Origin of the sequence: Halorhodospira halophila SL1, from assembly GCF_000015585.1 — a bacterium.
GTDB classification, from domain to species: Bacteria; Pseudomonadota; Gammaproteobacteria; order Nitrococcales; family Halorhodospiraceae; genus Halorhodospira; species Halorhodospira halophila.
Genome location: NC_008789.1, coordinates 139,728 through 152,078, shown reverse-complemented (window position 1 = coordinate 152,078; position 12,351 = coordinate 139,728). Strand labels below are relative to the sequence as shown.

At 67.7% G+C, this 12,351-nt stretch carries 11 protein-coding genes; 8 read left to right on the top strand and 3 right to left on the bottom strand.

The genetic code is table 11. From position 1 onward, the window contains the following. Positions 1 to 53 precede the first annotated feature (53 nt). Positions 54 to 1,295: a flavodoxin-dependent (E)-4-hydroxy-3-methylbut-2-enyl-diphosphate synthase gene (gene ispG, locus HHAL_RS00695; protein WP_011812949.1), complete on the bottom strand. Its 1,242-nt coding sequence runs from the start codon at positions 1,293 to 1,295 to the stop codon at positions 54 to 56. 108 nt (positions 1,296 to 1,403) lie between these two features. Here ispG and HHAL_RS00690 point away from each other — a divergent pair, with 108 nt between their 5' ends. Beyond that, positions 1,404 to 2,030, top strand: a complete 627-nt coding sequence (locus HHAL_RS00690; RefSeq protein WP_011812948.1) for a glutathione S-transferase N-terminal domain-containing protein — start codon at positions 1,404 to 1,406, stop codon at positions 2,028 to 2,030. Between the two features lie 33 nt (positions 2,031 to 2,063). On the opposite strand, the gene HHAL_RS00685 is transcribed toward HHAL_RS00690, so the two are convergent. After that, positions 2,064 to 2,696: a TetR/AcrR family transcriptional regulator gene (locus tag HHAL_RS00685; RefSeq protein WP_242463959.1), complete on the bottom strand. Its 633-nt coding sequence runs from the start codon at positions 2,694 to 2,696 to the stop codon at positions 2,064 to 2,066. Between the two features lie 92 nt (positions 2,697 to 2,788). Here HHAL_RS00685 and mazG point away from each other — a divergent pair, with 92 nt between their 5' ends. Both mazG and HHAL_RS12380 read left to right on the top strand, forming a co-directional pair. Then, on the top strand, positions 2,789 to 3,574 hold the full coding sequence (gene mazG, locus HHAL_RS00680) for a nucleoside triphosphate pyrophosphohydrolase (RefSeq protein ID WP_011812946.1): 786 nt from the start codon (positions 2,789 to 2,791) through the stop codon (positions 3,572 to 3,574). Next, the gene (locus HHAL_RS12380; RefSeq protein WP_011812945.1) at positions 3,571 to 5,481 is read left to right on the top strand and encodes a diguanylate cyclase domain-containing protein; all 1,911 of its coding nucleotides are present in this window, start codon (positions 3,571 to 3,573) and stop codon (positions 5,479 to 5,481) included. The genes mazG and HHAL_RS12380 overlap by 4 nt, the downstream gene beginning before the upstream one ends. Here HHAL_RS12380 and HHAL_RS00670 read toward each other — a convergent pair. Then, positions 5,426 to 5,797: an Mth938-like domain-containing protein gene (locus HHAL_RS00670; protein WP_011812944.1), complete on the bottom strand. Its 372-nt coding sequence runs from the start codon at positions 5,795 to 5,797 to the stop codon at positions 5,426 to 5,428. The two genes, HHAL_RS12380 and HHAL_RS00670, sit on opposite strands and share 56 nt — an antisense overlap. Before the next feature lie 100 nt (positions 5,798 to 5,897). Here HHAL_RS00670 and alaC point away from each other — a divergent pair, with 100 nt between their 5' ends. The 5 genes from alaC to recJ are packed head-to-tail and all read left to right on the top strand — an operon-like array spanning position 5,898 to position 12,334. Further along, positions 5,898 to 7,100: an alanine transaminase gene (gene alaC / locus HHAL_RS00665; protein ID WP_011812943.1), complete on the top strand. Its 1,203-nt coding sequence runs from the start codon at positions 5,898 to 5,900 to the stop codon at positions 7,098 to 7,100. A 51-nt stretch (positions 7,101 to 7,151) separates the two neighbouring features. Further along, the gene (locus HHAL_RS00660) at positions 7,152 to 8,462 is read left to right on the top strand and encodes a homoserine dehydrogenase (RefSeq protein WP_011812942.1); all 1,311 of its coding nucleotides are present in this window, start codon (positions 7,152 to 7,154) and stop codon (positions 8,460 to 8,462) included. A 5-nt stretch (positions 8,463 to 8,467) separates the two neighbouring features. Next, complete coding sequence (thrC, locus tag HHAL_RS00655; protein ID WP_011812941.1) at positions 8,468 to 9,607, top strand: threonine synthase; 1,140 nt, start codon at positions 8,468 to 8,470, stop codon at positions 9,605 to 9,607. After that, the gene (locus HHAL_RS12375; RefSeq protein WP_144446056.1) at positions 9,604 to 10,605 is read left to right on the top strand and encodes a hypothetical protein; all 1,002 of its coding nucleotides are present in this window, start codon (positions 9,604 to 9,606) and stop codon (positions 10,603 to 10,605) included. Before thrC ends, HHAL_RS12375 begins: the two co-directional genes overlap by 4 nt. After that, positions 10,598 to 12,334, top strand: a complete 1,737-nt coding sequence (gene recJ / locus HHAL_RS00645; protein ID WP_011812939.1) for a single-stranded-DNA-specific exonuclease RecJ — start codon at positions 10,598 to 10,600, stop codon at positions 12,332 to 12,334. The genes HHAL_RS12375 and recJ overlap by 8 nt, the downstream gene beginning before the upstream one ends. The last annotated feature ends 17 nt before the right edge of the window (positions 12,335 to 12,351 follow it).

Here is a 12,351-nt window from a genome sequence, read left to right as displayed (position 1 = left end):
CGAGGGGCGGGATCGTCCACCCCCCCCCCGATGGCTTGGCTTGTGGCGTTGGGCTAGCCGAACCGCCGTTGCACGTAGGACTCGACGATCTGCTCGAACTCTTCGGCGATCTGATCGCCCTTGAGGGTGACCGAGCGCTCGCCGTCGATGAACACCGGTGCCGAGGGCTGCTCACCGGCGCCGGGCAGGCTGATGCCGATATCGGCGTGGCGGCTCTCGCCGGGGCCGTTGACTACGCACCCCATGACGGCGATCCGCAGCCCCTCGACGCCGGGGTAGCGCTCGCGCCATTCCGGCATGCGCTTGTCGATATGGTTGCGGATGTGCTCGGCCAGGTGCTGGAAGAAGTCGCTGGAGGTGCGCCCGCAGCCCGGGCAGGCGGTGACCCGCGGGGTGAAATCGCGCAGGCCCATGCTCTGCAGGACCTGCTGGGCAACCTCGACCTCCCGGGTGCGGGCTCCGCCGGGATCCGGTGTGAGCGAGACCCGGATGGTGTCGCCGATCCCCTCCTGCAACAGGATGGCCAGGGCCGCGGAGGAGGCGACCACACCAGGGACCCCCATGCCGGCCTCGGTCAGGCCCAGGTGCAGGGGGTAGTCACAGCGGCGGGCCAGGTCGCGATAGACCGCCACCAGATCCTGGACGCCGCTCATCTTGCAGGAGAGCACGATGCGATCACCCGGCAACCCGAGTTCCTCGGCGCGCTGCGCACTCTCCACCGCCGAGGTGACCACCGCGTCGCGCATGACGGTCTCCGGCGGCAGCGGCTGCTGGCGTGCGGCGTTGGCGTCCATCAGCCGGGTGAGCACGCTGTCGTCCAGGCTTCCCCAGTTGACGCCAATGCGTACCGGAAGGTCGTAGGTGCAGGCGATCTCGATCATCTCCGCGAACTGCGGATCGCGCCGGCTGCCCTTGCCGACGTTGCCCGGGTTGATGCGCATCTTGGCGAGGGCCTCGGCGCACTCGGGGTGGCGACGCAGCAGCTTGTGGCCGTTGAAGTGGAAGTCGCCGACGATGGGCACCTCGACCCCCATCCGGGCTAGCCGCTCGCGGATGCGCGGCACGGCCGCCGCGGCTTCCTCGTTGTTGATGGTCACCCGGACCAGTTCGGATCCGGCGCGAGCCAGATCCGCGGCCTGGACCGCAGTGGCCACCTCGTCGGCGGTGTCGGTGTCGGTCATCGACTGGACCACGATCGGGGCGTCGCCGCCCATACGCAGGCCACCGATGTGGACTGTTCGGCTGTGGCGCCGGGGCGACGGCTCGGCTTCAATGGGACGGGTTTCTGCATCCATGGTCGCTATTGTAGCGGAATCCGACGTCGACCCGGAAAACATTCGTCTTCTAGGATATCGCCAGGCCTCGGCGGCCTCCGGCGAGGCATTTTCAATCAGGGAGGCACAATGATCGAACTTTATAGCTGGCCGACGCCCAACGGGCAGAAGGTCCACATCGCCCTCGAGGAGATGGGGCTGGCGTATCGGGTCCACGGGGTGAACATCGGCAAGGGCGAGCAGTTCGCCGAGCAGTTCCAGCGCATCAGCCCCAATGGCCGCATACCGGCCATTGTCGATAGCAGTGGGCCCGACGCAGAGCCGTTCTCACTGTTCGAGTCCGGCGCGATCCTGATCTATCTGGCCGAAAAGACCGGGCAGTTCCTGCCGTCCGATCCGGTGCCGCGGATGCGCACCATCGAGTGGCTGATGTTCCAGATGGGCGGGATCGGTCCGATGTTCGGTCAGGCGGGCCACTTCCGCAATCAGGCCCCGGAGCGGGTGGAGTACGGTATCGAGCGCTACACCCGGGAGACCGAGCGGCTGCTTAAGGTGCTGGATCATCGCCTGGGCGAGGTTCCCTACCTGGGCGGGGCGGCATACACCATCGCCGATATGGCGACCTACCCGTGGGTGCAGGTCGCCGAGCGCCTGGGGCAGCGCATGGGCGACTTCCCCAACGTGCTGCGTTGGTCGGACGAGATCGCTGAGCGGCCAGCGGTGGAGCGGGGAATGGCGGTGCTCAAGCAGGAGTAAGCCGGCGCGGTGTGTGCGGCTCGCCAGGGCTTGCTACCGCGGCTTGCCAGTGTCCGGGGTGATGCCGTGCTGGATGATCTCAGAGGCTGCCGCCAGGGCGTCGGCCTCGGGGACACAGTCCTGGCTCCAGATCAGGTGGCGCTTACCCATGAAGAATGCCATGCCGATCAGAGCTAGGGCTTGGGTGTACGGGTCGCCGTTGCGAACTTCGCCACGGGCCTGCGCGGCCTTGAGTCGCTCGGCGTAGCCGCCCGCCAGGGTCTGGAAATACCAGCGGTGGGCCTCCGGATCGACGAACTGCGACTCCATCACGATCCGGTAGAGGTTTTCGTGTTCCCGGCAGAAGCGTAGAAACGCCTCCAGGCCGATGCGCTCGGCCTCGGCCCGGTTGGCCGCGTCCTCAATGGCCTCGCTGAGGTAGCGGCGCATGGTTCGGTTCATGTGCTCGACCAGGGCGCGGAAGATCTCCTCCTTGGAGCGGTAGTAGAGGTAAAACGTACCTTGGGCCACACCGGCGCGCTGGGTGATGCTGCTGATCGATGCGGTGTGGAACCCTTTCTCGCCGAATTCCACCTCGGCGGCGGCGAGCAGTTTACGGCGCGTCCGCTCCCCGCGCTCCGTGGCCGGCCCCACCCCCTGGGTCAAACCGGGTCTGGTCTTCTCCATGGCCATTCCGCAATTGGCTGGTTAGCCTGCTTAAACTAAGTTGACCGATTGAAACCTGTCAAACCGCAACGAAGACAAGGGAGGAGTTCCCCGTGCAAGCCGTTGACCGTCTGCTGCAGATTATGGAGCGCCTGCGTGACCCCCGGCAGGGGTGCCCCTGGGATGTCGAGCAGGATTTTTACTCCATTGCGCCGCATACGGTCGAAGAGGCTTACGAAGTGGCGGATGCCATCGAGCGCAGGGATATGGAGGCGCTGCGCGATGAGTTGGGGGATCTGTTGCTGCAGGTCATCTTTCACGCCCGCATGGGCGAGGAGGACGGTTACTTCGATTTCCAGTCGGTGGCCGAGACCCTCGAGGCGAAGCTCATCCGCCGCCACCCCCATGTCTTTGGCACGTCGCAGGTGGCTGAAGCCGAATCCGTGACCCATCATTGGGAGGCGATTAAGGAGCAGGAGCGTCGGCACCGGGGCGGGGGCCACAGCGCCCTCGACGGCGTTGCCACGGCGCTGCCTGCCCTGGTTCGAGCCAGCAAGCTCCAGCGTCGGGCGGCCCGGGTGGGGTTTGACTGGCCGGACCATCGGGGGGCTGCCGCCAAGGTTCGCGAGGAGCTTCAGGAGGTCGAGGCCGAGGTCCACGGTCCCGCCGAACGTCGCGAGGCGGAGGTGGGAGATTTGCTGTTTGCCGTGGTGAATCTCGCTCGCCATCTGGACGTGGATCCGGAGACCGCTCTGCGGCGTGCCGGGCAGCGCTTCGAAGGGCGCTTTCGGGGCGTGGAGGCGGAGTTCGAGGCCCGCGGTGAACCCCTAGGGGAGCAGTCGATCGACGCCTTGGAGGCGGCCTGGCAGCGTGCCAAGCGGAGGGCAGGAGGGGCGTGACGGAGCCGGCGGAGGATCCACAGACGGCACGGCGTGCACCATCGGCGTTTCAGCGCCTGTACATCGCTGGGCCGTTGCTGCTCGCCGTCGGGATCCTCCTCGGCGTCCTGATCTTGGCCGGTCTGGTGGGGCATTGGCTCGAGGAGTACCGGCTGGAGCAGGCGCGCGGGCAAGTGACCGAAGAGGCCTCGGCCCTGCGGGGCCGGATCGAGGGCGAGCTGAACGCGTCGGTCTCGCTGGTGGCCGGGCTGAGTGTGCTGGTCGGGGCGGATCCCGACCTGGACGGCGAGCGTTTCGCGGCCATTGCCCGGCGCATGATGCGTCCCGAGTTCCACATCCGCAATATCACACTCGCGCCGAACAACGTCATTCGCTACGTCTATCCGCTGGCCGGCAACGTTCGTGCCCTGGGGCTGGACATCGGTGAGCATCCGGTCCAAAGGGCCAGCCTCCACCGGGTCATGGCGACCGGGGCACCGGTCGTCGCAGGCCCCACGGAGTTGGTCCAAGACGGGGAGGCCCTGATCGTGCGCGTGCCGATTTATGAGGATGACGGCAGCTACTGGGGGGTGGCCAGTGTACCGCTGGAGCTGGAGCGCTTCTACACCGCCGCCGGGCTTCGGGATGTCGGGGAGTCCGGCCTGCAAGTGGCCCTGAAAGGCCGGGATGGCCTTGGCGAAATGGGTGAGGTGTTCTTCGGTGAGCCGGATGTCTTCAAGCGAGATCCGGTGACCATGGGCATCGTGTTTGGTGCGTCGAGCTGGCAGCTGGCGGCCATTCCGCAGGGCGGGTGGCAGGCGCAGGCCTCGGTGCCGGCCTGGTGGTGGTGGGCATGGGGCGGCGGGGGTCTCATCCTCGCCGCTCTCACCGGTCTGCTCGCCCGCCAGGCCCTGCGGATGCGTTTCCTCAAGGACCGCCTGGAGGCGATCATGGCCACCGTCCCCGATCTGGGGTTCGTGATTGATGATCGCGGGCAGTTCCGGGAGGTCTTCGGCGGGCAGGAGCGGCGGTTGTATCGGGATCTTCGCAGCCTGCTCGGGCGGCGGCTCCACCAGGTCGTCAGCTTTGAGCTGGCCGAGCGTTTCCTTGAAAGTATCCATCAGGCCCTCAACGAGCGTCGCCTGGTCATCCTGGATTACCAGTTGGATCTGGACCAGATCGAGGGTGGTGGCGAGGGTGGGCCGCACGGCTGCCAGTGGTTCGAGGCGCGAATCTATCCGCTGCCGTCGGGGCTGGAGGCGCGCCCGTCGGTGCTGTGGCTGGCCTACAACGTCACCGAGCGGATGCAGGCCCTGGCGGAGGCCGAGCGAAGCCAGGAACAGATGCGCCACATGGCGCTGCACGATCACCTGACCGGTCTGGCGAATCGGGCGCTGCTGCTCGATCGCCTGGAGAAGGCGCTGGAATGGGCGCGACGGAATCGGGAGGCGGTGGCGCTGCTGTTCATCGACCTCAACCACTTCAAGCCGATCAACGACGAGCACGGCCACGAGGTCGGCGACCGGGTCCTTCAGCAGTTGGCCAGGCGGCTCACGGGAGCCGTTCGCGAGGTGGACACTGTCGCCCGCCACGGTGGCGACGAGTTCGTTATCCTGCTGGAGGGGGTCGATGGGCGGCGCGCTGCCGAGCGGGTGGCCGAGAATATCGTCGCCAGTCTCGACGAACCGGTGATCGTCAACGGACGCCGCTTCCAGGTCTCACTCAGCATCGGTATCGCCATCTATCCCGAGCATGGGGTATCGGCCGACGAACTCCAGCGGGTTGCCGATGACGCCATGTATGTCGCCAAGGCGGATCGCACGCGCAGTACCTACGCGTTTGGCGCGCCGGCAACGGGGGAGTCGGGGTCGACTAGCGCAGCAGCAGCACCGCCGCCACCGGGCGATCCTCGCCCAGGAGAAGGTTGAAAGTCCGGCAGGCGGCGCGGGTGTCCATGGCCTCGAAGCCGATGCCCGAGCCGATCAGGGCGCGCATCAGTGCGCGATCCGGGAACGCCTGCTCGCCGCCGGTACCGAGCAGGATCAGCTCCGGCTCCAGGTCAATGGCCGGCTGCAGATCGGCGAGCGTCAGCTCGCTCAAGCGCTCCGCGCGGATCTCGGTGCTCAGCGAGTGGGGCGTCAGGAGGACGCTGGTCTCGTAGTCCGTCTGATTGATTCGAATCCACCCCGGCTCGAAGGCGCGGATTCGGTACTGGGCTGTGCCTTGATCTTGGGCAAGTTTCATGCGCTAACGCCTCTTCTCGTTTGACAGTTCTGCCCCGGGTGAGTACGTTCACAGGCTTCATTGCCCCCGGTCCCTACACTGAATTCCTTGAGGTTCGCCCGTGGACTCCGATCTGCCGAAAGCCGACTTCCCTCGGATCAAGCGGCTGCCTCCGTACGTCTTCAACATCGTCAATGAACTCAAGGCTGCCGCGCGTCAGCGGGGCGAGGATATCGTGGATTTCGGGATGGGTAATCCCGACCAGCCCACGCCCCAGCATATCGTGGACAAGCTCTGCGAGGCGGCCCAGCGACCCGATACGCACCGATACTCGATGTCACGGGGCATCCCGAGGCTGCGTCGTGCGGTGAGTAACTGGTACGCCGAGAATTTCGATGTGCACCTCGACCCGGAGAGCGAAGCCATCGTCACCATCGGCTCCAAGGAGGGGCTGGCCCACCTGGCTCTGGCCACCCTGGGGCCGGGGGATGCGGTGCTGGTTCCCAACCCTGCCTATCCGATCCACCCTTACGGTGTCGTGATCGCCGGGGCGGACATCCGCCACGTGCCCATGATCCCGGGCGGGGACTTCTTCGTCGAGCTCCAGAAGGCGATCCGGGATACCTACCCCAAGCCCAAGATGCTCATCCTCAACTTCCCCTCGAACCCCACGGCGCAATGCGTCGAGCTGGAGTTCTTCGAGAAGGTTGTGGAGATCGCGCGCAAGGAGGGCATCTGGGTGGTCCAGGATCTGGCCTACGCCGAGATCGTCTTCGACGGCTATAAGGCGCCTTCGATCCTGCAGGTCCCCGGTGCCAAGGATGTGGCGGTGGAGTGCTACTCCCTGTCCAAGACCTACAACATGCCGGGTTGGCGCATCGGCTTCGTCTGCGGCAACCCGGACTTGATTGCGGCCCTGGCGCGGATGAAGTCGTACCTTGATTACGGTATGTTCACGCCCATTCAGGTCGCCGGCATCCTGGCGCTGGAGGGGCCGCAGGACTGCGTCGCCGAGATCCGGGAGATGTACCGGGTCCGGCGCGATGTCCTCTGCGATGGCCTTGAGGCGGCTGGATGGCCCGTGGAGCGCCCGAAGGCGACCATGTTCGTCTGGGCGCGCATCCCCGAGGCGTATCGGGAGATGGGATCGCTGGAGTTCTCGAAGAAGCTGCTCGCCGATGCCAAGGTGGCGGTCTCTCCGGGGATCGGCTTCGGCAGTTACGGTGATGAGTACGTCCGTTTCTCGTTGATCGAGAACGAACACCGCACGCGCCAGGCGATTCGCGGCATCAAGCAGATGCTGCGGCGCGACGATGCCTGCTGAGCCCGCGCCCTGCGGCAGCGGGCTGGAACCGTTCAGATTCGGAGGTGAGGATTGAAACCGGTTAATGTGGGGATGCTCGGCCTCGGCACCGTGGGTTCGGGCGTGGTCAATATCCTCGAGCGCAACGCCGATGTGATCAACCGGCGCGCCGGGCGTGAGATCCGCGTTACCCACGCCTCGGCGCGCCACCCGGAGCGGCCGCGCAGCTGTCGGCTGGAGGGGATTCGCCTGACCACCGATCCCTTCGAGGTGGTCGATGACCCCGAGGTGGAGATCATCGCCGAGCTTATCGGCGGCCACGAGCCGGCTCGGGAGCTGGTGCTGCGGGCCCTGGATAACGGCAAGCACGTCATCACGGCCAACAAGGCGCTGATCGCCTCCCACGGGAACGAGATCTTCGCCCGCGCACGTGAGAATGGTGTCACCGTCGCCTTCGAGGCGGCCGTTGCCGGCGGCATCCCGATCATCAAGGCGGTCCGCGAGGCCTTAACCGGTAATCGCATCGAGTGGCTGGCGGGGATCATCAACGGCACCTCGAACTACATCCTCACCGAGATGTTCTACGAGGGGCGGCAGTTCGGTGATGTGCTCGCCGAGGCGCAACGCCTGGGCTACGCGGAGGCGGATCCGAGCTTCGATGTGGACGGCACCGACGCCGCCCATAAGCTCACCATCCTGGCCTCCATCGCCTTCGGGATCCCGCTGCAGTACGACAAGGTCTACGTCGAGGGGATTGACCACATCACCCGCGAGGATGTCGCCTTCGCCGAAGAGCTGGGCTTCCGCATCAAGCACCTGGGGATGGCCTTCCACGAGGAAGGGGGGTACGCACTGCGGGTCCACCCGACCCTGCTGCCGCGGCGGCACATGCTGGCCAACGTGGACGGGGTGATGAACGCCGTCATGGTCAAGGGGGACGCGGTCGGCCCGACGCTCTACTACGGCGCCGGGGCCGGCGCCGAGCCGACCGCCTCGGCGGTGGTGGCCGACATGATCGATGTGGTCCGCGAGTTCAACCTCGAGCCGGAAAACCGGGTGCCGTATCTGGCCTTCCACACGGAGTCCCTCTCTCGGGAGCCGGTGCTGCCCATGCGCGATGTCGAGACCGCCTACTACCTGCGGCTCTCGGCCAGGGACGAGCCCGGTGTGCTGGCGGATGTCACTCGTGTGTTGGGGGATTTCGGGATCTCTATCGAGGCCATTATCCAGAAACAGCCGCAGGCGGGGGCCGAACACGTCCCGATCATCCTGCTGACCCACCGAATCCACGAGCGGCATATGGATGCGGCCATCGAGCGCCTGGAGCACCTGGAGCAGGTTGATGGCCGTGTCGTGCGCATCCGCGTCGAGAGCCTGGAGTGACGAGCATGCCCTTCCGACCCCGTTACACCGGACTGATCGCCAAGTACCTGGACCGGCTGCCGATCAGCGACGACGCGCGCATCCTCGGGCTGGGTGAGGGGAATACGCCGCTGATCCAGCTGACCCGCATCCCGGCGGAGCTCGGACGGGACGTGGATCTCTACGTCAAGTTCGAGGGACTCAACCCGACGGGGTCGTTCAAGGATCGGGGCATGACCATGGCGGTCACCAAGGCCGTCGAGCAGGGCGCCAAGGCGATCATCTGTGCCTCGACCGGCAACACCTCCGCTTCGGCGGCCGCCTATGCAGCCCGCGCCGGGATTAGCTGCTTCGTGCTCATTCCCGATGGCAAGATTGCCATGGGCAAACTGGCTCAGGCGATCATGCACGGCGCTCAGGTGCTGCAGATCCGCGGCAATTTCGACGCCGGCATGCGGCTGGTCAAGGAGCTGGCCGAGCACGCGCCCCTGACGATCGTCAACTCCATCAATCCGTACCGCCTGCAGGGGCAGAAGACCGCCGCCTTCGAGATCATCGAGGAGCTCGAGCGGGCGCCGGATTATCACTGCCTGCCGGTGGGCAACGCCGGCAACATCACCGCCCACTGGATCGGCTATAGCGAGTGCGCCGGCCGCACGGGCGACGAACAGCTGACGGCGGCCTGCGCCTTCTGCGGGGGGCAGTGCCGGTACGCCTCGGCGCTGGTGGAGCGGCGCCCGCGCATGGTGGGCTACCAGGCCAGCGGCAGCGCGCCGTTCCTGCGGGGCGGCCCGGTGGCCGAGCCGGAGACGGTGGCGACCGCCATCCGCATCGGTGATCCGCAGTCGTGGGACTACGCCCAGGCCGTCCGCGAGGAGTCCGGGGGGTGGTTCGATGAGCTGAGCGACGAGGAGATCCTCCAGGCCCAGCGCATGCTCGCCGATCACGAGGGGGTCTTCTGCGAGCCCGCATCGGCGACCTCGGTAGCGGGGGCCATGCGGGATATCCGCAGCGGCCGCATCCCCGAAGGCAGTACGGTGGTCTGCACCCTGACCGGCCACGGCCTCAAGGATCCGGATGTGGCGAGCGCCCAGGCCGGCGATGCGGTTCAGACCGTGGATGCCGACTACCAGGCGGTTCGCGAGGCCATCCTGAAGCGGCTTTGAGCACCTTCCGTCTACGTCTCCGGGTACCGGGGCTACTTGGGCCATTGCCCGGGCGGCTGCCCGCCGGGGTGCTGGCGCGCCAGCCGGCGCTGGAGACCTGGCTCGCCCGGGGGCGCCACGCTGCCCTGGAGCCGTCGCCGGTTCCCGAGGCGGCGGGTGCCCTGGGCTGGCTGGCCGATGGTGGCGAGCCGGGCTGTGACGACTACTGGAGCCGCGCCCAGCCCGTCCACCTGCGCCCCGAAGCGGCGGGGGTGCGGCTGGTGCCGGTGGCCATGAACGAGTTCGAGGCGGCGCGGCTCGAGACCGATCTGGCCGATCTGCTGGCCGGTCGGGGCGTGCAGCTCCATCGGACATCGGCGGGACGGTGGTACCTGCAGAGCCGGGACCCCCTGCCTGATCGCCCTGCGCCGGAGCAGGTCGGTGGTCGCACGATCGATGCCTACCTGCCGCGCGGACGCGACGCCCTGAGCTGGGCGACCCTCTTTAACGAAGTCGAGATGGCGCTGTGCGATCACCCGGTCAATCGCGATCGCGAAGACCGCGGGGAACCGCCCATTAATGCCCTGTGGGCCTGGGGGAGCGGCCGGTGTCCGACGGTTCCGGACGCCTTCCCCTGGCAGCGCGTGTTCAGTGACGACCCGGCCTGGCTCGGCCTGGGGGTCCTCGCCGGCGCCGAGGTGGGGGATCTGGCCGGGGCGACCCCGATCCCCCCGGGACCAGCCACGCTGGTCGCCGTCCCCTGGGCGGAGCAGGCCCTCGCCGTGGATGACGGGGCGGCCTGGATCGATGCGGTGGCTGCGGTGGAGCGCGCGTTTGCGGCGCCGGCGCTGACTGCTTTGCGCGAGGCGGGGGCGCAGGGGGCGCGATGGGATGCCCTGGAGCTGTGTTTCGGCCCCGGACGTCCCGGCGTGACCGTGGGGCGACGGGAGCTGCGGCGATTCTGGCGCCGGGCACGGCCGATCGCCTCCTGGGTCGAGGAGCGCGGCGGGGATGCCTGAGCACATCCGGCGGCGTCCAGCGGGTGCGGCACTTCCGGAAGACGCTGTTGAGGGGCTGCACCCCGTTTTGCGGCGTGTCTATGAACGGCGGGGGCTGCGCGATTCCGGGGAACTCGATCTGAGTCTGCGCCGGCTGCAACCGCCGAGTGGCCTGGCCGATCTGGATCGCGCAGTCCGCGCGCTGATACCCGCCCTGCGCGCCGGGCAGCGGATCGTCGTGGTCGGGGATTACGACGCCGATGGAGCCACGGCCACCGCGCTGATGGTGCTGGCTCTCCGGCGGCTGGCGAAGGCCGCCGGCGGCGATCCAGCCGCAATCGAATCCTTTGTACCCGACCGGTTCTCCCTCGGCTACGGCCTCAGTGGGGCCGTTGTCGAGCGTCTGCGCCCGATGGAACCGGATTGGCTGGTGACAGTGGACAACGGTGTGACCAGCGTGGAAGGGGTTGCAGCGGCGCGGCAGGCGGGTATGGGTGTCGTGGTCACCGACCACCATGCGCCGGGGGAGTCGCTGCCCGCAGCCGAGGCGGTGGTAGATCCCCTGCGCGAGGATGATCACTTCCCGACTACCGCACTGGCGGGGGTCGGGGTGGCGTTCTACCTGGCGCTGGCGCTGCGGCGTGGCCTTGAGGCCGATGGCGGCCTCCGAGAAGAGACGGCGTCGCTGCTCGAGCTCCTCGACCTCGTGGCGGTGGGGACCGTCGCCGACCTGGTGCCTCTCGATCACAACAACCGCATCCTGGTGGAGCAGGGGCTGCGGCGGATCCGTGCCGGTGTGGTGCGCCCAGGCATTGTCGCACTGTTGGAGGTAGCCGGCCGGGAGCCCACGGAGGTGACGGCTGCCGATCTCGCTTTCGCCGTGGGACCGCGCCTGAATGCCGCCGGGCGGATGGACGACATGACGGCTGGGGTCGACTGCCTGCTCGAAGAGGATCCGCAGCGGGCCCGTGAGCGGGCGGCGGGGCTGGATGGTCTCAATCGCCAGCGGCGCGAGGTGGAGGCGCAGATGACCGAAGAGGCCCTGGCCAGCCTGGAGGCGCAGGCAGAAGACGTGGGCCTCGGCGTCTGTGTGGCCGCGCGGGGCTGGCACCAGGGTGTCACCGGTATTCTGGCATCGCGGCTGAAGGAGCGCTACCACCGCCCGGCGGTGGCCTTCGCCCCGGCCGACGGGGGTAGGCTGCGGGGCTCCGCGCGGTCGGTGCCGGGGCTGCACATGCGCGACCTGCTGGCGCGCATCCACGCGCGTTCACCGAGCCTGATCGAGTGTTTCGGCGGCCACGCCATGGCCGCGGGGCTGACCATCGAGTCCGGGCAGCTGGATGCGTTTCGCCGTGCCTTCGCCGGCGCCCTCGACGACGCCTTGGGGGGCGAGTTGCCCAAGCTCCGCTTGGAGACCGATGGTGCCCTGGCGCCGGAGGAGCTCAATCTGGAGACCGCCTGGGCCCTGCGCTACGGCGGGCCGTGGGGGCAGGGATTCCCGGAGCCGTGCTTCGACGGGGTGTTCCGGATCGAGAGGGCCAAGGAACTCCGCGGTGGCCACCTCCGCCTGGAGCTCTCCAACGGAGACGGTACCGGTCCGGTTTTCCCGGCTATCGCATTCGGTGGCGTCGAACGGGGGTGGGATCGGCTGCAGGGCGCGGTTCATGCCATCTACCGCCCCGAGGTCAACCGGTTCCGGGGGAGTGTCGAGCTGCAGCTACGCATCGACTACCTCACTGCCGCCGGATGAGCCGGTGGGGGCCAAAT